The sequence below is a fragment of the Streptomyces sp. C genome (assembly GCF_000158895.1).
GTDB classification, from domain to species: Bacteria; Actinomycetota; Actinomycetes; order Streptomycetales; family Streptomycetaceae; genus Streptomyces; species Streptomyces racemochromogenes.
Genome location: NZ_GG657750.1, coordinates 6,682,921 through 6,698,860, shown reverse-complemented (window position 1 = coordinate 6,698,860; position 15,940 = coordinate 6,682,921). Strand labels below are relative to the sequence as shown.

The following is a 15,940-nucleotide window of genomic DNA, read 5'->3' as shown; positions in this document are numbered from 1 at the left end:
CCGGCGGCCGCCTCGTCGAGCCCGTCGAACAGCAGGGTCAGGCTGCCCTTGCGCCGGGCGAGAGCGGCGATCCGTTCGACGAGGAGGTGCGGGGCCGCCTGGGCGGGTCCGTCGGGCCGGCCGAGGCCGAGTGCGCCCAGCCGGCGTGCGAGTTCCTCGCAGAGGGCCGTGAGGGTCTTGCCCCGGCAGTGCAGGGCGGCGTGCACGGAGTAGAGCTCGGGCTGGATCCGGGGCCGCCGGCCGGCGGGCAGGGAGGCCGCGAAGCCGCGTGTCGTCAGGTGGGCGAGATAGGTCAGCAGCGTGGATTTGCCGGCGCCGGAAGCACCGGAGAGGGCGAACAGGCCCGTGCTCCTGGTCGCCATCCAGGTGACCAGTTCCCCGAGGATCCGGTCGCGGGAGGAGAACTCGCGCAGGCTGCGGCTTTCCCCGGAGCCGGAGAAGAGCGGCATGGCGTCGGCGCTGAGCTCCTCGCCGATCCACGACTGGTCGTCGGAGGGGCGCAGGGCGGGTCTGACGCGTTCGGAGCAGTAGGGGTTGAGCAGGAAGTCGGGCCGCAGGGGCCGCACTTCGGACCACTCGGGCACCTGGTCGGTCGTCAGGGCCCGGACGGCCAGCATGAGGTGCGTGAACGGGACGACGGGGTTCTCCCGGTGGAAGAGCGGGACCGCGCGGGTCTGGGCGTCGGCCGTGTCCAGCACCTCTTTCAGCCGGGCGGTCCACCGCCCCTCGACCGCCTCCTCGGCGGCTTCGGCCGTGGCGATCACGGCGAACCCGGCGTCGCCGCGCGGCCCGCTCCCCGCCCTGGCCGCCTTGACCTGCTGGTTGACGTCGTCCAGTGCCGCCCCGGAGAAGCAGGCGTCGAGGACGAGGAGGGTGTCGGTGGTGTCCTCGGCCAGCCAGGAGACGAGTTCGGCGGCGGAGACGGCCCGGGCGGGGTCGAACCGGCCGGCGGCGTAGGAGTCCTGGCAGGCGAGGTAGAAGGTGTCGCCGACCCGTTCACCGTGGCCGGTCCAGTAGAGGATCTTCCGGCCCGCCGGCTGCGCGCGGAGCCTCGCCACCAGCTCCCGGACGCGCCCGCGTTCCAGGGGCGGGCCGGCGGTGCCGGCGTCCGGCGTGCCGGCCGCCCGCAGGGGCGGCGCGTCGAAGCCGAGCCGCTTCGCCTGCTCGGTGAACCGGTCGGCGCTGCGGCGCAGGTAGGAGCGGTCGCGCCGGCGGAGCGTGTCGCCCTGGTACGTGTCCACCACCACCGTGGCCACGACGCCGTCGTGCGGGACGTCGACCATCCGCAACCGCCCTCCCCCGGGAAACCAGGCCCGCCGCCGTCCGGCGCATGGCACGATTTTCACTCAACTCGGCATCCGACCAAGGGGTTTCGGTGACGCAGCGCGAGGGATTCACCGTTGGGCATCTCCTGACGGACTGTTACGTCTTCGAGGGTGACGGCACCCGCCCGATCCTGGAGGAGAACGTGAGGGTCCTCCACGAGCCCGGGCTCCGCCGGGTGTCGCTGCCCCTGGAGGTACAGCAGTGGCGGCGGGCGATCCAGGCGGAGGAGGAGCGCAAGCAGGCCGCGGGCGAGCCCCACCGGTGGAACAACCCCCGTTTCGCGGTGGAGAGCATCGTGCTCTCCCGCACCGACGAGGACGAGCTGCCGGTCGTGCAGCTGAGCCTGTGCGACGCCGACTACTTCGACTTCCTGGCCACGTCGGTCAACCTCGACAGGCCCCTGCGCGAGGGCGAGCCGGCGACGCTGCGCACGCAGTACCTGGAAGACACCGATCCGGTGGCGGCGCCCGCCTTCCTCTCCTGCAGCTTCGGCGTCAACGTGGCCGTGCGGACCGGGCCCGACCGGAAGATGGTCTTCGCCCGCCGCAGCGCCCGCGTGGCGGGCCACAACACCGAGCGCTGGAACTCCTCGGCGAACGAGGGCCTCGCCGCCGTCCACGACGTCCCCGCGGACGGCTCCCCGATCAGCCTCCACGCCGTGGCCCGCCGGGCCCTGCGGGAGGAGCTGGCCGTCCAGGACGAAGACGAGGTGGAGCTGGAGCTGCTCGCCTTCGCGCTGGACCTTCGGGGCCACCAGTGGGCGGCCTTCTACCGCGCGGTGCTGCCCGGGCTGACGGCCGACGACCTCACCCGGCGACGGAGCAGGGGCGTGGAGGACAAGTGGGAGCACGATCAGTTCAGGTTCGTGCCCGCCGATCCGGACAGCGTCCTCGACTTCCTCCTGGAGGAGGGCCGGGAGTGGACCCCCTGCGCGCCGGCGCTCTTCTACATGGCCCTGGTGCGCGAGGCCGTCGTGGCACGCTCCGGCAACCCCTCGGGCCGCCTCGACGTCGAGGCCGCCGAACGGCGGGCCGTGGACCGGAACGCCGCCCGGCAGGGGGCGGCGGCCCGGCCCGCCCAGGCGTAGGCCGCGAACGCAGGAAGGGCCGCCCGCCGATGTCAGAGGGCGATCCACTCCGTGGACGTGGTGACCTCGTCGAGGAGGTCGCGCAGCGGCTGGACGCCGAGGCCCGGGCCCGTGGGGACGTCGAGGTGCCCGTCGGTGAGGACGAACGGCTCGGTGATGTCCGTGGCGAAGTAGCGGCGGGAGCCGGAGGTGTCGCCGGGGAGCGTGAAGCCGGGGAGGGCGGCGAGGGCGACGTTGGCGGCGCGGCCGATGCCGGTCTCCAGCATGCCGCCGCATCGAGCGCGGCCGGGCAGGTACAGGAGACGGCCCCGCGTCGAGCAGCGCCGCGGTCCGGTCCGGAACGGCGGGATCGGCCCACATGACGACGGGCAGGTGCGCCTGATCGGAGCCGGCCGGAGTGCGCTCGACGAGCCGACGGTAGAAGTCGGCCGTGGCGAGGGGCCCCATTCCGCCGAGGACGCCCAGGACTGGACGGGGTGCGTAACGCATGGGGGGCAGCCTTCCGCTTCTTCCCGCCGTAGTCCGCGGGGCCTCCCGTGATCGTGGCCCCGCACGATGCGCGCGATGTTGGTCGCCCGCTCCAAAAGCCCCGGCGGAGATTGGTGCGGACCCACCGCACCGCCCGCGCACCGGTTCGTCCAGGCGGACGAACGACAGGGTGAGGGCGACGGCCGGCATCCGGAACGCGCGGCTGCGTACGACGTGTCCGTGGCCGCCGGTGACGCGCGGCGGGCTCGGGCTGCTGCGATCACCAGCAGGCTTGGCGAAGCCAGGACGAGCCTGCGGTCCGTGGCCGCGACCGGACCTCCGTCCCGGTCGCGGCCACGCCGCTTTGAAGGTCGCTCACGTCAGCAGCCGCCGGAGGAAGCGGGCGCGGCACCGATGGTGAGGGTGGCCGGGGCCGCGCAGCAGCCGCCGCCGGTCTCCTCGGCGGCGGCGGGCTCGTCGAAGAGGCCGGCGCCGCCGCAGACGCCCGTTTCGGGGAGGGTGAGTTCGACGCGCTCGGCGGCTTCGCGGTCCCCGGCGAGGTGGGCGGCGATGGAGCGGACCTGCTCGTAGCCGGTCATGGCGAGGAAGGTGGGGGCGCGGCCGTAGGACTTCATGCCGACGAGGTAGACGTCCTTCTCCGGGTGGGAGAGCTCGCCCACGCCGTGCGGGTAGACCGTGCCGCAGGAGTGCTGGTTGGGGTCGATGAGCGGGGCCAGCTCGACCGGGGCCTGCAGGCGCTCGTCGAGGGCCAGGCGGAGTTCGTCCAGGAAGGACAGGTCGGGGCGGAGACCGGTGAGGACGATGACCTCGTCCACCGGGTCCAGGCGGCGGCCGTCCTCGCCGACGAGGATCACGCTGCCGCCGTGGTTGCGCTCGAAGGCGTCGGTGCGGAAGCCGGTGACCGCGTCGGCGTAGCCGCCGTCGACGGCGGCCTTCGCGGCGAGACCGAGGGCGCCGCGCGCGGGGAGCTGGTCGGCCTCGCCGCCGCCGAAGGTGGAGCCGGAGATGCCGCGGCGCAGGATCCACACCGCGTGGGTGCCCTGGCCGTCCTCGGATTTGGCGAGGTCGGCGAGGTAGGCGAGGGCGGTGAAGGCGGAGGCGCCGGAGCCGATGACCGCGGTGCGCTTGCCCGCGTACCGGGCGCGGGTGGCGGGGTCCTTCAGGTCCGGGACGCGGTACGTGATGCGGTCCGCGGTGGCCTTCTCGCCGAGGGCGGCGAGTCCGCTGCCGCCGGCGGGGCTGGGGGTGGACCAGGTGCCGGAGGCGTCGACGACCGCCCGGGCGAAGACCCGCCGCTCGCGGCCGTCGGCGCTCTCGTAGTGGACGACGAAGGGCTGGGCCTCGCGGTCGGCGTCGACGATGCGGTCGCGGCCGGTGCGGGAGACGCCGGTGACGCGGGCGTCGTAGCGGACCCGCGCACCCAGGACGTGGGCCAGGGGCTGGAGGTAGAGGTCGGCCCAGTCCCCGCCCGAGGGGTAGGTGTCCTCTTCGGGCCTGACCCAGCCGGTCGGAGCGAGGAGCTTCTCGGCGGCCGGGTCGACGACCTCGCCCCAGCGGGAGAACAGCCGCACGTGGGCCCATTCACGGACGGCGGATCCGGCGGTGGTCCCGGCTTCCAGGACGAGGGGTTCGAGGCCTCGGTCGACGAGGTGGGCGGCGGCCGCGAGTCCGGCGGGGCCGGCTCCGATGACGACGACGGGCAGCTCGGTGGTGGCCTCGCTCATGACGACTCCCTCGTGTTTCGACGTTTGTCTATGTCTTGTGTGATCAGCATGGCAGCTGCATCGATAGACGTCAACATAGACATTCATCTAATTCACGGGAGTCGGAGTGGAGCACGTGGAAGCTGTCGCCATCGGCAGCGGGCAGTCGGGACCGGCGTCCACAGACGCCCTGTCCGGGCGGCTGAAGCCGGTGGCGCTGGAGGCGTCGGACCGGGCGGCGGGATCGTGGCCGCACCACCACGACAGCCCGACCCCGCTCCCCACGGCCCGGTTCGGTGCACAGCCCGGTGTGCCGTTCGGCGGGAATCCGGACCGCCCCCACCCCGGCTGGACGGTGACCAGGAAACGCCCCCTGCCACCCTAGTTCGACATGTGTCAACATAGACGTATGTCGAATGCGAAGGTACTGCCGCTCCTGGAGCCCGAGGCGGTCGCGCCCTGCTGCCCCCCGCTGAACGAGCGCCCCATGTCCGCGGACGAGGCGGAGGTCGCGGCGAAGATGTTCAAGGCCCTCGGCGACCCCGTCCGCCTGCGCCTGTTCTCCGCCGTCGCCTCCCACGAGGGCGGCGAGGCGTGCGTGTGCGACATCTCCGACGTCGGCGTCTCCCAGCCCACCGTGTCCCACCACCTCAAGAAGCTGAAGGAGGCCGGGCTGCTGTCCTCGGAACGCCGCGGTACGTGGGTCTACTACCGGGTCGAGCCGTCCGTGCTCGCCGCCATGGGTGCGCTGCTGGCCGGCGCCGCCAAGGCGGCGTGACCGGAGTGCGGGTCGAGGCACTTCTCCCGGCGCACGCCGAGCAGGTACTGGGCATCTACCAGGCGGGGATCGACGAAGGCAACGCGACGTTCGAGTCGGAGGCCCCCGACTGGGCCTCGTTCGAAAAGGCCAAGCTGCCGGGGCACCGTTTCGTCGCCCTCGACGGCGACGGCGACGGCGGCCGGGTGCTGGGCTGGGTCGCGGCGAGCGCGGTCTCCGACCGCTGCGCGTATGCGGGCGTGGTCGAGCACTCCGTGTACGTCCACCCCGACGCGCGCGGCCGCGGCGTCGCCCGAGCCCTCCTGGAAGCGCTGATCGCTTCCACGGAGGAGGCGGGTATCTGGACGATCCAGTCCGGGATCTTCCCCGAGAACACCGCCAGCCTCGCCCTGCATGCGCGGGCCGGGTTCAGGGTCATCGGTACGCGCGAACGGATCGGCCGCCACCGCGGGGTCTGGCGGGACGTGGTCCTGCTGGAGCGCCGCAGCCCCGTCCTGACGTGAATCGACGTACGCCGGCACGGGTTCGCCAGGCAGCAGCGTGGCGGGGCAGGGCGGCCGGCGCTGTGGCTCGGAGCTCCCGACGAGTCCCGGGCGGCTGCCCGGTGGCATTCCCCGAAGCTGCGGCCCGGCCCTAGCGGGAGGGCCGGTGACCAGCAAGGATGCCGTGATGCGTACCGAACCGAGCCTCGACGGCCTCCGGCCGACCCACACAGCACCCGTGGTGTTCGCCGCAGGTGCCGCGATCGGGGTGCTGGGGGGAATGATCGGGCTGGGCGGTGCGGAGTTCCGCCTGCCGCTGCTGATCGGACTGTTCGGGTTCGCCGCACTCTCGGCGGTCATCCTCAACAAGGCGATGAGCCTGGTCGTGGTCCTCGTAGCGCTCCCCGCCCGGCTGGCCGCGGTCCCGGCGGCCGAAGTGGCCGCCCGCTGGCCCGTCGCCGCCAACCTCCTGGCCGGCAGCCTGCTCGGTGCGTGGGCCGGAGCCTCCTGGGCCGTGCGCATGCGCTCCGCCACCCTCTACAAAGTCCTGTCCGCCCTCATGGTGCTCATGGCGGCAGCCCTGTTCCTCACCCACACCACCACACTGGGCACACTCGATCTACCGCAGTGGGCACGGATTCCCGCCGGAATCGCGGCCGGGTTCGGCATCGGCGTGGTCGCGGCGATCATGGGCGTGGCCGGCGGGGAACTGCTGATCCCGACGATCGCGCTGCTCTTCGGCGAGGACATCAAGACCGCCGGAAGCCTGTCCCTTCTGGTCTCGCTGCCGACCATGCTCGTCGCCTTCGCCCGCTACAGCCGTGACGGCAGCTTCGCCGTCCTGGGCGCCAACCTCCGCTTCACCACGATCATGGCAGCGGGTTCCATCGCCGGTGCGGTCCTGGGCGGACTGCTGCTCGGGGTCTTCCCGGACGTGGCCCTGATCCCCGTGCTGGCGGCGATCCTGCTCGTGTCGGCGTACAAGCTGGCCCGGCACGACTGACTTCACCGGGCCTCCGGTTCCTTCTGCCCGCTGAAGCGGGGCGGGGTCAGGTCAGCGAGTCGCGGATCTGCCGGGCGGCGTCGCGGGCGGGGCGGCCTACGCCGATCAGGGTGGCGGAGGCGGGGCCGGTCCAGTCGCCGTAGCCGAGCAGGTGCAAGCGCGGCTCGTCCACGGCCTGGGTACCGGCCGTGGTGACATGCCCGCGGGTGCCGCGCAGACGCAGGGCCGAGAAGGGGGCGAGTGCGGGTCGGAAGCCGGTGCACCAGATGATCGCGTCGACGTCTGCGACGGTGCCGTCCGCCCACGCCACGCCGGTCGCGGTGAGCCGGCTGAACATCGGCGTCGCGGTCATGAGTCCGGCGTCGCGGGCGGCGCGTACGGGCGGGACCGCGACGATGTCGCCGAGGGAGGCGACGCCGCCGGTGTCGGTCTGGCCTTCGTCCAGGGCGCGGCGGCGGGCGGTGGCGTGGTCGAACAGGGCCCGGCCGTCGACGTCGTCGGCGAGGTAGCGGGGCGGGCGCCGGGTGACCCAGGTCAGGTCGATCCCGGCACCGGCGAGGTCGGCGGCGATCTGCGCGCCGGTGTTCCCGCCTCCCACGACGACCACCCGCCGGCCGGCGAACTCGGCGGGGCTCTGGTACTGGACCGTGTGCAGCTGGCGGCCGGTGTACGCCCGACGGCCGGGGACCGCCGGCAGGAAGGGGCGGGTCCAGGTGCCGGTGGCGCTGACGACCGCGCGGGCCTGCCAGTCGCCGCCGTCCGTCGCCACGCGCAAGAACGCGCCGTCCCGGTGGACCGCTTCCACCCACACCCCGCGCTGCACGGGCAGGTCGTACCGCTTCTCGTAGTCGGCGAGATAGTCGACGACATGCTGCGCGTCGGGGTAGGTCCGGCCGGGCTGGACCGGCATGAGCCGCCCGGGCAGCGACGAGTACTCCGCCGGGGAGAACAGGCGCAGGGAGTCCCAGGCGTGCTGCCAGGCTCCGCCGGGCGCCGTCCGGGCGTCGAGGATGACGTACTCGACGCCCAGACGGCGCAGGTGGTAGCCGGCGGCGAGTCCGGACTGGCCGCCGCCGATCACCACCACGTCGGCACGCCGCGTCATGCCGAAAGCGTCCCGGAGCCGGTCTTCCCGCGCATGAAGACGACCGCCACCAACGCCAGGCCCACCACGGCACCGACCAGCTGCATGGCGATGAAGCCGGGCACCGACGCCGGGGCGATGCCCGCGAAGGTGTCCGTGAAGGCACGGCCGATCGTGACCGCCGGGTTGGCGAACGAGGTGGAGGAGGTGAACCAGTACGCGGCGCCGATGTACGAGGCGACCGCGACGGGGGCGAACCGCAGCCTGTCCGTACGCGCGAGGCCGAAGATCAACAGGACCAGGCCCGCGGTGGCGACCACCTCGCCGAGGAGAAGGTTCCCGGCGGAACGGTCGTGCTGCGACCAGTCCACCAGCGGCTCCCCGAACATCGCGTCGGCGAGGACCGCACCCGCGATCGCACCGGCGATCTGCGAGGGCACGTAGACGGCGAGCTCGCGGGCGTTCACGCCGGCGCCGCCGCGGCGGGCGGTCCACCACTCGGCCAGGGTGACGGCCGGGTTGAAGTGGGCGCCGGAGACCGGGCCGAGGAGGGCGATCAGGACGCCGAGGCCGAAGACGGTGGCGGTGGAGTTGGCCAGCAGTTGCAGCGCGACGTCGTCGGTGAGCTCGGTGGCCTGGATGCCGGAGCCGACCACGACCGCGACCAGGGCGGCGGTGCCGACCAGCTCGGCGGCCGCGCGGGCGATCAGCGGGGTACGGGGCGGTGTCGCGCCGGGCGCGGGCTGCGGCGCCGTGTCGGCGGCCATGGCCTCGCTCGCGGCGGGCTCGGTGGCGGTCAAGGCAGGTTCTCCTCGGGCAGGTGAGGCAGGGCGGACGAGGCCGCGAGGGCCTATGGGCAGGACCGCTTGAGGTTCGCTTCGGCGGTGGCTCGCGCGGTCTGGGCGAGGTCGGCGAACTGACCGGCGAGGGCTTCGATGACTTCCGGGCGCAGGCGGTAGTAGATGTACCTCCCGCACGGCTCCGTATCCACGACCCCCGCCTCGCGCAGCACCTTCATGTGGTTGGAGAGGTTCGTCTGCTTCGCACCCGTCTCTTCCACGAGGTGGGTGGTGCACAGCGTCTCGCGGGCGAGGAGGGTCACGATCCGGAGCCTGAGCGGGTCGGCCAGAACCCGGATCAGATCAGTGTCGACTGACGTCATCATCCGCTGATACTGTCACATCACGAAGGGCTGATACCAGCCCCGACTGATCCGTTCCGCCGGTTGACGGTGGTGACGTAGCCGTATCTGCCACCACGAGGAAGAGCCGATGCCCGCGAACCCGCTCGCGTCCGTCCTGTTCGTCTGCATCCACAACGCGGGCCGCTCCCAGATGGCGGCCGGATTCCTGCGCCACCTCGCCGGGGACCGCTTCGAGGTCCGCTCCGCCGGCTCCGTGCCCGGCGACCAGATCAACCCCTCCGCGGTGGCCGCCATGGCCGAGCTGGGCATCGACATCTCCGACCAGAAGCCGAAGGTCCTCACCCCCGAGGCCGCCCGGGCCTCCGACTACATCATCACCATGGGCTGCGGCGACGCCTGCCCGTACTTCCCCGGCAAGACCTACCTCGACTGGCAGCTCGAGGACCCGGCCGGCCAGGGCGTCGAGGCCGTCCGACCCATCCGGGACGAGATCAGGGCTCTGATCGAGGAGCTGATCGCCGAGATCGACGCCCGGGAACCGGCGAACTGACGCCGGCCGGCCCCCTGGCCGGGGTGGACGCACCGCTGCGGAAGGCAGTTGCCGGTGCGGTGCCGGCCGAACACCCGGGTGGTGCCCGCAGGCCGGTCACCTCCGCATGTTCCACGGCAGCGGGATCATCCGTGCTCCGACGACGGGGTGCGGAGGAGGCGTGGCGGGGGTTCCGCCATCGGTCTCCCGGGCATCCTCGACCCTTCGCGCGTCTCTGACGCGGAGGCCGTTCGCGGCTTCGTCGCTCATCAGGGTGCCGACGGCCCGGACGTTGCCCGGGCGGGCGGCGGCGGTCATGAGCCGGTCTGCTGCGGCCGGCTCGGTCTCGGGCGGGATCACCAGCAGGTCGCAGCGGCCGACGGCACAGGAGAGCAGGATCATCTTGTCGGAATCCTCTTCCGTGAACCAGCCGACGTACACGATGTGCCCCGCGACGAAAACCCTGTGCGGGACGACGGGCCAGCAGGTGGGATTCACCGCGACCCGCGTGATGCGCCCGAAGCGGCCCTCCAGCGCCTCGACCAGCGGCGGAAGCTCAGCCGCGAGATCGCGGGACCTGGGCCACCACGCGCCGTCCAACAGGCCGGCGAGGGCGGTCTTCGGTGTCAGGGCCAAACGTGCGGAGAACAGGGAAGCGGTGTTAGCCATGATCGCGGACTCGTTCCCGGACCGCCCTGCCGGGCGGAGCAATGTCTTGATCGCCGGAAACGACGTCCGCTGGGGCGCGGGTGCACGAGTTACTCCCGGTAATCCCAGCCTACTCCGCGGCGGGGTCAGAAGAGGGGTTTCGAGAGTCCGCGGCTGGGACGCCGACGCCTGTGAGCCGAAGTGCCCACGCGCCCGTCATCCGCGCCACTCGACCAGGACGAGGGTGGCATCGTCCGAGGTGACCTCGCCGCGTGCCCGCTTGAGGGTGCGGGAGAGGTCCCGTGCCACCACGCGGACCGCCCGGTCCGTCTCCTCCAGCTGGTTCACCCAGGCGATCAGCTGGTCCTCGCCGAACTGCTCCTGCCCGCTCTCGTGCTCCTCGATCAGCCCGTCGGTGAAGCAGAGGATGCGGTCCCCCGGTTCGAGCGCCACCTCACTGACCTGCGGCTGCGCTCCCCCGAAGCCGACGGGCAGGGTCGTGGGACTGTCCAAGCGGCCCACGACCCGGTGCCCGCGGACCAGCATGGGGGCAGGATGGCCGGCATTGACCCACTGCAGGCGGCCCGTGTCGGTGTCGAGGCGCATCATCTGGGCGGTGACGAAGTGGTCGGGCGCGAACTGCTCGGCCACCGCCCGGTCCATGAAGAGGTAGATCTCGGAGAGCTCGATGCTGATCCGGCGGGCGTGCCGGTACGCGCCGATGGCCACCGTCGCCATCGTGGCCGCGTTCAGGCCGTGTCCCATGGCGTCGATCATCGCGAGGTGGAAGGTGTCCCCGTTCAGCGCGTAGTCGAAGCTGTCGCCGGCCACGTCGTAGGCGGGCTCCAGGACTCCTGCGACGGTGACGCGCGGCGTCACCATGACCAGGGGCGGCATCAGCGACCACTGGATCTCCGCGGCAACGCTCATCGGCTCGCCGCGCCGGGTGCGGAAGAACAGGTCGGTGTAGCCGTTCTTGCTCTCCAGCATGTCGGCGGCCAGCGCCGCGATCCTGCGCAGGATCCGGCAGTCGTCGTCATCGGCCCGGTCGAGCGTGACGGCGAGGACACCCGCCTGGTCGCCGCCGCCCCACAGCGGCACGAAGACCCGGACCCCTTCGCCCAGCGCCACCTCGACCGGCCGGGACGTGAGAAGGCACCGACCCGCGTCCGAGCGGTCGATCCACAGCGGGTCACCCCCCGCCAGCCCCTCGCCCTCCACGGGAACCAGCTTCTCCTGCCCGTAATCCTGGAGGAGGATCTGCACCTGCCGCCCTCCCAGCCGGGCCACCGCGCCGGCCACGACCGGACCGACCAGGTGGGCCGGCAGCTCCGTGGCAAGGTCGAGGAGCCCGCCCAACAGCTCCTCCCCGAAGCTCTCGGAGTGATCGGAACCCCCACACTGTCCGGCTGCCATCCAGTTGCCTCCAACCACGCGGGCTGCGCGGCCCCGTCCGGCACTGCCGTCACCCCGACGCGGGCACCGGGCTCCCGGGAGCGCGCCCCCGCAGCCGGTCAGACACCCGACCCGAACCGAGGGCTCACCAACAAGAATGCCCCTCGCCGACCCGGCAAGCCACACCGCGGCCGGGCACGACGCCGCCGACAGGGGGCATCCGCGAGCGCGGCATTGATACCAGGTTGGGCTGGCGGACGTCGAAGACCCACGAGACCCTCGGCCGACTCCGCTCCCCAGCGCCGCCGGCCTTCAGCGTCGCCGCCAACCAGCCACAGGGTGGACGGGCCACCCCATTGCGACCGCCGTGGTCCCGGACGCACGACAGGCCGTCCTCTCACGGATGAGAGAACGGCCTCCGACATACGTTCCCGCGTGGTCGGGACGACAGGACTTGAACCTGCGACCCCTTGCCCCCCGAGGCCGACGACCGCCTGGGCCGTCCGCCGCGGCGCGGTTGCGGGCTGAAGGTCAGGGCCGTTCGACGACCTTGATGTCGGTGATGAGGGGGCCACAGGCGTGGTTGGTGTCGGAGATGAACTGCAGGCGGCTGAAGCGGTCGGTGCCCCACAGGGTGGCGCGGCGCAGGGTCCAGGTGCTGCTGCCGCGTGCGGGCTTGGCGATGCTGCCGAGTTCGAACCGTTGGGCGTGCTCGGCGTCGGCGGCGAACTGGACGCGGAAGTCCTGGGCGGCGTCACGGGCACCGGAGACGCAGTCGGGGTGGTCGTTGATCTTCGCCTTGAACGTGACCAGCTCTTCGGCGTCCTCCTCGGTGGCGATGGTCTGCTCGATGCCGCCGCGCTCGCTGCCGCCGAGGTCGACGGCCTGTGATCCGTCGGGAGTACGGGAAGCGGCGCGGCCGAACACGTCGACGCTGCCGCGCACGACGCGCCAGTCGCGGAGGGGGCGTCGCGGCAAGACCAGCACGGCCGTCGGAGCTTGACGACCCCGAGATCGTTTCTGCGCCCTGAGGGATCACTCGGCTGGGCGAGGCGAGGTAGAGCAGGACCGTTTTACCAGGTCAGAGCGGTAGCCGTGAGCGATGACCACTCATGCCCGGCGTCGTGAAGGCGGCTGCCTCCCCGCCGAGAGCGGAACAGACCGGCTGAGAAGGGTGCCGGTTCCGGGCGGTGAGGGCTACCTGGGTGAGGAGCAAACGATCCCGCACTGCCCGGGGGTTCTTCCCGCTGCTCAGCCGCCGCCACGATGCCGCTGGGCGAGCAGCCGCTGCCGTGACGGGTGCCGGAAGATCCCGCGCTCCACGTTTTGCACCTGGCTGCCCTCCCATCCCCTGTCACTTCCCCGAACGAAAGAGGTTCCTCTGTGCCTTTGACGCTTGCGACGATCGACGCCGAGCTGGAAGCGGCGAGCAAGGTCGGTGACCCCAAGGCCGACGAACTGGTGTCGGACCTGATCGACAACAAGGAGATCGACGGGGTCAACGCCCTGTTCCGCACCATCGGCACCCTCAAGCCCGGGGTGGACATGTCCACCCTCCCGCCCCGGCTGGCCGCCTTCCTCAAGGAGGCCGCCGCACCGCCGCCGGACTGGTCGGAAGCCGACACCAAGGCCGCCGAGAGCTTCTTCGCCCACCACCACGGCGAGGCGACCATGCTCCAGGGCACCGTCGGACTCATCGGCACCTACCTCTCCCCGACCGGCGCCTTCACCCTGCGCTCCACCGGCCGCCTCGGCGGCGTCGACGGACCCGGCCGCCGCCTGTCGCAGTCCTCCCGCCTCTTCCTCGACATGGGCAACAAGAACGCCCTGCGCGACGGGACCCTCGCCGCGAACGTCACCAAGGTCCGCCTCGTCCACGCCTCCGTGCGCCAGCTCCACAAGAAGAGCGGCAAATGGGACTACGCCAAGTGGGGCGAGCCCGTCTCCCAGAAGTACACCGCCGGCGCCGCCTGCATCTTCTCCACCCAGATCCTCAAGGCCATGGACCGCCTGGGCATCGACGTGACCAAGGACGACGCCAAGGGCTTCATGTGCGCCTGGCACTACGTCAACCACTACCTCGGCACCCCCGACAAGTGGCTGCTCCCCAAGGACCCCGACCTCGTCGAGGCCCTGTGGGACCACGAGCGCGACAAGGAGTGGAAGAAGACCGACGACGGCGTCTTCATGACCAAGCAGGCCGTCGACTTCTACAAGAAGTTCTACCCGCCCGGCGTCCACGACGCCTTCATCGCGATGGTCCGCCACGCCCTGACCGACAAGTACGCCGACATGGCCGGCCTCCCCAAGAGCGTCCTGGACGCCGCCGCCAAGCCGATCGCCGCCGGCAACGACGTGATCAGCGGCATCGGCGGCGGCTTCCTGGGCGGGAGCGCGAAGAAGGCCACCGGCGTCAACCCCTACAAGGAGATCGTCGGCATCGCCTCCAAGGGCTTCAACGAGGTCCAGAAGTTCGCCCTCACCCAGGGCGAGGACGACCAGCCGCAGATGCACCAGGAACTCGGCGACAGCCGCTGACCACGCCACGACGACATGGCAGTGCGAAGAAGCCTTGCCGCACTGCCGTGTCGGTCAGGAGGGGCGTCGGCTGTCAGCCGCCCCGTGTTACTCGCCCGGGTCCATTTTGATCTCGTCCACGGTTTCGTCGTAGTAGACCGGACTGACGTGGATCACGGAGACGTCGGCAGGGGCGTCTTGTGCGGAGGCGTCGGCGAGCACGAGGGCGGCGGCCGTCCAGGCAAGGGCTGCCACCACGCGGACCAGGAGTTTTCTCGTCATGTCCTGCCAACGAGCCTGCCTGGTTCGAACCACGGTGTAGGGGCCATATGGGCGAGGCAACCTTGCGGGGGTCCCCTGTTCGGCACGAGGCGGTCACAACTTCACATCCGCGGCGTGCGCGACGACTACTCGGTCCACCAGCTCAGCCAGCCGGACATGCTGAATCTGGAGTACTTCTCCGCCTGGTCCGACGAGGACCTGGGCCGGCTCTTCCACACGATGCTGAACGACCCGTCCAGCCGGCACTCTCCCTGTCCGACACGCTGTGGGCGCCGCGGGGGACCACACGGGTCATCACCTCGCCGGGCGGCCTCCCACAACCAGCGGGATACTGACCAGGGGGAATCCCCACACCCCCACCGATCAGGAGAACCGGTCATGGGCAACGACGACGACAAGTTCCGCGAAGCAATCGACCGCATGCCCTTCTCCAAAGAGCTCAAGGCCCGCGAGGAGGAAGCGCGCAGGACCCGCGAGGAAGAAGCCAAACTCAGTCCCGCAGAGCGCGAGATGCGCACGCGGGGAGGCATGATCGACGTCGGACTCACCCACGATCTGGGCGGTCTGCTCGACGGCCTCGAGGGCGACAAGAAGTAGGCCGGCACCTCCACCGGCCGCCGCCCTCCGGGCCGGCCGCAGGAACCGTGGCGGTGGCCACTGCCCACCGCAACCCGCAACCGGCCCGCGGCCGCGAACTCGTCAAACAGCCTCTGGCCGCCCGGCGTGGCTGCGACCACCATGGCCCCGGACGCACGAAAGACCGTCCTCTCACGGATGAGAGAACGGCCTCCGACCTGCGTTTCCGCGTGGTCGGGACGACAGGATTTGAACCTGCGACCCCTTGACCCCCAGTCAAGTGCGCTACCAAGCTGCGCCACGTCCCGTTGCTGCTTCGTGCCCCTCACCTGGAGTTTCCCCCTCGTGCCGGGCACATGCAGAACATTACCCCACGCTGAGGGGTGCGTGTGCACGGGTAATCGGCGGCGGGCAGGATGGCCGGGTGAAGGAACGGGAACGCGACCGGGACGGTGAGGGGCGGGCGCGCAGTGCGCGGCCGCGGGACGGGCTGGGGCGGCCGCTGCGGTACGGGGCCGAGGGAGTGGCGCGGCAGCCCGAGGGGGTGGTGCGGGCGCCGGCGCTGACGGTGGCGGAGGCGCAGCGGCTGCTGGACGCCGGGATGCCCTTCCACGCGCACGAGGTGTTCGAGGACGCGTGGAAGTCCGGGCGGGCCGAGGACGCCGGCCTGTGGCGGGCGCTGGCGCAGCTGGCGGTGGGGCTGACGCACGCCGCGCGGGGGAACTCCGTCGGCGGGGCGCGGCTGCTGCGGCGCGGGGCCGGGGCGCTGGCCGGGCTCGGGTCCGGGGAGGCGCGCGGGGAGGCGTACGGGATGGACGTGGCCGGCCTCGTCAGGTGGGCCCGGGAGCTGGCCGGGCGGGTGGAGGCCGGGGAGCGGGTCGACGCGGCGGCCGAGGC

At 71.9% G+C, this 15,940-nt stretch carries 16 protein-coding genes, 1 tRNA gene and 3 pseudogenes; 8 read left to right on the top strand and 12 right to left on the bottom strand.

The genetic code is table 11. The features are described from left to right. Positions 1–1,283 (bottom strand): annotated as a pseudogene (locus SSNG_RS42445) (hypothetical protein); the annotation flags it as partial. Between the two features lie 92 nt (positions 1,284–1,375). Between SSNG_RS42445 and SSNG_RS30090 the strand changes: the two are divergent. Continuing rightward, positions 1,376–2,413 carry a translation initiation factor 2 gene (locus tag SSNG_RS30090; RefSeq protein WP_241695149.1) on the top strand — a complete coding sequence of 346 codons (1,038 nt, stop codon included), beginning with the start codon at positions 1,376–1,378 and terminating at the stop codon, positions 2,411–2,413. A 32-nt stretch (positions 2,414–2,445) separates the two neighbouring features. Here the strand turns inward: SSNG_RS30090 and SSNG_RS30085 are convergent. The 3 genes and pseudogenes from SSNG_RS30085 to SSNG_RS30080 all read right to left on the bottom strand — a co-directional run. Beyond that, positions 2,446–2,688 (bottom strand): annotated as a pseudogene (locus SSNG_RS30085) (enolase C-terminal domain-like protein); the annotation flags it as partial. Between the two features lie 13 nt (positions 2,689–2,701). After that, positions 2,702–2,902 (bottom strand): annotated as a pseudogene (locus SSNG_RS45410) (aspartate/glutamate racemase family protein); the annotation flags it as partial. A gap of 359 nt (positions 2,903–3,261) precedes the next feature. Further along, the gene (locus SSNG_RS30080) at positions 3,262–4,626 is read right to left on the bottom strand and encodes an FAD-dependent oxidoreductase (protein WP_007267716.1); all 1,365 of its coding nucleotides are present in this window, start codon (positions 4,624–4,626) and stop codon (positions 3,262–3,264) included. 388 nt (positions 4,627–5,014) lie between these two features. Between SSNG_RS30080 and SSNG_RS30075 the strand changes: the two genes are divergently transcribed. The 3 genes from SSNG_RS30075 (at position 5,015) to SSNG_RS30065 (ending at position 6,868) form a co-directional block, all read left to right on the top strand. Next, complete coding sequence (locus SSNG_RS30075; protein ID WP_042802299.1) at positions 5,015–5,383, top strand: metalloregulator ArsR/SmtB family transcription factor; 369 nt, start codon at positions 5,015–5,017, stop codon at positions 5,381–5,383. Next, positions 5,380–5,886: a GNAT family N-acetyltransferase gene (locus SSNG_RS30070; protein WP_007267713.1), complete on the top strand. Its 507-nt coding sequence runs from the start codon at positions 5,380–5,382 to the stop codon at positions 5,884–5,886. Before SSNG_RS30075 ends, SSNG_RS30070 begins: the two co-directional genes overlap by 4 nt. Positions 5,887–6,052: 166 nt before the next feature. Beyond that, complete coding sequence (locus SSNG_RS30065) at positions 6,053–6,868, top strand: sulfite exporter TauE/SafE family protein (RefSeq protein ID WP_007267712.1); 816 nt, start codon at positions 6,053–6,055, stop codon at positions 6,866–6,868. Positions 6,869–6,914: 46 nt separating this feature from the next. Here SSNG_RS30065 and SSNG_RS30060 read toward each other — a convergent pair whose 3' ends face one another. The 3 genes from SSNG_RS30060 to SSNG_RS30050 are packed head-to-tail and all read right to left on the bottom strand — an operon-like array spanning position 6,915 to position 9,117. Then, positions 6,915–7,973 carry an ArsO family NAD(P)H-dependent flavin-containing monooxygenase gene (locus SSNG_RS30060; RefSeq protein ID WP_007267711.1) on the bottom strand — a complete coding sequence of 353 codons (1,059 nt, stop codon included), beginning with the start codon at positions 7,971–7,973 and terminating at the stop codon, positions 6,915–6,917. Then, on the bottom strand, positions 7,970–8,752 hold the full coding sequence (locus tag SSNG_RS30055; RefSeq protein WP_042802296.1) for an MIP/aquaporin family protein: 783 nt from the start codon (positions 8,750–8,752) through the stop codon (positions 7,970–7,972). Before SSNG_RS30055 ends, SSNG_RS30060 begins: the two co-directional genes overlap by 4 nt. Positions 8,753–8,802: 50 nt before the next feature. After that, entirely contained in the window at positions 8,803–9,117 is a 315-nt protein-coding gene (locus SSNG_RS30050; RefSeq protein WP_007267709.1) for a metalloregulator ArsR/SmtB family transcription factor, read from the bottom strand. A 106-nt stretch (positions 9,118–9,223) separates the two neighbouring features. Here SSNG_RS30050 and SSNG_RS30045 point away from each other — a divergent pair, with 106 nt between their 5' ends. Beyond that, the gene (locus SSNG_RS30045) at positions 9,224–9,646 is read left to right on the top strand and encodes an arsenate reductase ArsC (protein WP_007267708.1); all 423 of its coding nucleotides are present in this window, start codon (positions 9,224–9,226) and stop codon (positions 9,644–9,646) included. A gap of 96 nt (positions 9,647–9,742) precedes the next feature. On the opposite strand, the gene SSNG_RS30040 is transcribed toward SSNG_RS30045, so the two are convergent. From SSNG_RS30040 to SSNG_RS30030, 3 genes are all read right to left on the bottom strand, one after another. After that, the gene (locus SSNG_RS30040; protein WP_042802293.1) at positions 9,743–10,294 is read right to left on the bottom strand and encodes a DUF5994 family protein; all 552 of its coding nucleotides are present in this window, start codon (positions 10,292–10,294) and stop codon (positions 9,743–9,745) included. Between the two features lie 195 nt (positions 10,295–10,489). Continuing rightward, the gene (locus tag SSNG_RS30035; protein WP_042802291.1) at positions 10,490–11,689 is read right to left on the bottom strand and encodes a GAF domain-containing SpoIIE family protein phosphatase; all 1,200 of its coding nucleotides are present in this window, start codon (positions 11,687–11,689) and stop codon (positions 10,490–10,492) included. Between the two features lie 510 nt (positions 11,690–12,199). Then, complete coding sequence (locus tag SSNG_RS30030) at positions 12,200–12,646, bottom strand: DUF642 domain-containing protein (protein ID WP_165365037.1); 447 nt, start codon at positions 12,644–12,646, stop codon at positions 12,200–12,202. A 405-nt stretch (positions 12,647–13,051) separates the two neighbouring features. Between SSNG_RS30030 and SSNG_RS30025 the strand changes: the two genes are divergently transcribed. Then, positions 13,052–14,206, top strand: coding sequence for an oxygenase MpaB family protein (locus tag SSNG_RS30025; protein ID WP_241695148.1), 1,155 nt, complete (start codon positions 13,052–13,054; stop codon positions 14,204–14,206). A gap of 87 nt (positions 14,207–14,293) precedes the next feature. Here SSNG_RS30025 and SSNG_RS42440 read toward each other — a convergent pair whose 3' ends face one another. Further along, complete coding sequence (locus SSNG_RS42440) at positions 14,294–14,467, bottom strand: hypothetical protein (protein WP_165365036.1); 174 nt, start codon at positions 14,465–14,467, stop codon at positions 14,294–14,296. A 378-nt stretch (positions 14,468–14,845) separates the two neighbouring features. On the opposite strand from SSNG_RS42440, the gene SSNG_RS30020 reads away from it, so the two are divergent. After that, positions 14,846–15,064, top strand: coding sequence for a hypothetical protein (locus SSNG_RS30020; protein ID WP_042802289.1), 219 nt, complete (start codon positions 14,846–14,848; stop codon positions 15,062–15,064). Positions 15,065–15,274: 210 nt separating this feature from the next. Here SSNG_RS30020 and SSNG_RS30015 read toward each other — a convergent pair. Continuing rightward, positions 15,275–15,351 (bottom strand) — tRNA-Pro (locus tag SSNG_RS30015). 116 nt (positions 15,352–15,467) lie between these two features. Between SSNG_RS30015 and SSNG_RS30010 the strand changes: the two genes are divergently transcribed. Then, positions 15,468–15,940: DUF309 domain-containing protein (locus SSNG_RS30010; RefSeq protein WP_042804354.1), on the top strand; the 473-nt coding region annotated here is incomplete at its 3' end.

Excerpts from the sequence above, each read along its gene's own strand:
- SSNG_RS30020 (WP_042802289.1), top strand. The coding sequence starts at position 14,846 with ATGGGCAACGACGACGACAAGTTCCGCGAAGCAATCGACCGCATGCCC.
- SSNG_RS30050 (WP_007267709.1), bottom strand. The coding sequence starts at position 9,117 with ATGATGACGTCAGTCGACACTGATCTGATCCGGGTTCTGGCCGACCCG.
- SSNG_RS30035 (WP_042802291.1), bottom strand. The coding sequence starts at position 11,689 with ATGGCAGCCGGACAGTGTGGGGGTTCCGATCACTCCGAGAGCTTCGGG.
- SSNG_RS30075 (WP_042802299.1), top strand. The coding sequence starts at position 5,015 with ATGTCGAATGCGAAGGTACTGCCGCTCCTGGAGCCCGAGGCGGTCGCG.
- SSNG_RS30045 (WP_007267708.1), top strand. The coding sequence starts at position 9,224 with ATGCCCGCGAACCCGCTCGCGTCCGTCCTGTTCGTCTGCATCCACAAC.
- SSNG_RS42440 (WP_165365036.1), bottom strand. The coding sequence starts at position 14,467 with ATGACGAGAAAACTCCTGGTCCGCGTGGTGGCAGCCCTTGCCTGGACG.
- SSNG_RS30080 (WP_007267716.1), bottom strand. The coding sequence starts at position 4,626 with ATGAGCGAGGCCACCACCGAGCTGCCCGTCGTCGTCATCGGAGCCGGC.
- SSNG_RS30065 (WP_007267712.1), top strand. The coding sequence starts at position 6,053 with ATGCGTACCGAACCGAGCCTCGACGGCCTCCGGCCGACCCACACAGCA.
- SSNG_RS30060 (WP_007267711.1), bottom strand. The coding sequence starts at position 7,973 with ATGACGCGGCGTGCCGACGTGGTGGTGATCGGCGGCGGCCAGTCCGGA.
- SSNG_RS30040 (WP_042802293.1), bottom strand. The coding sequence starts at position 10,294 with ATGGCTAACACCGCTTCCCTGTTCTCCGCACGTTTGGCCCTGACACCG.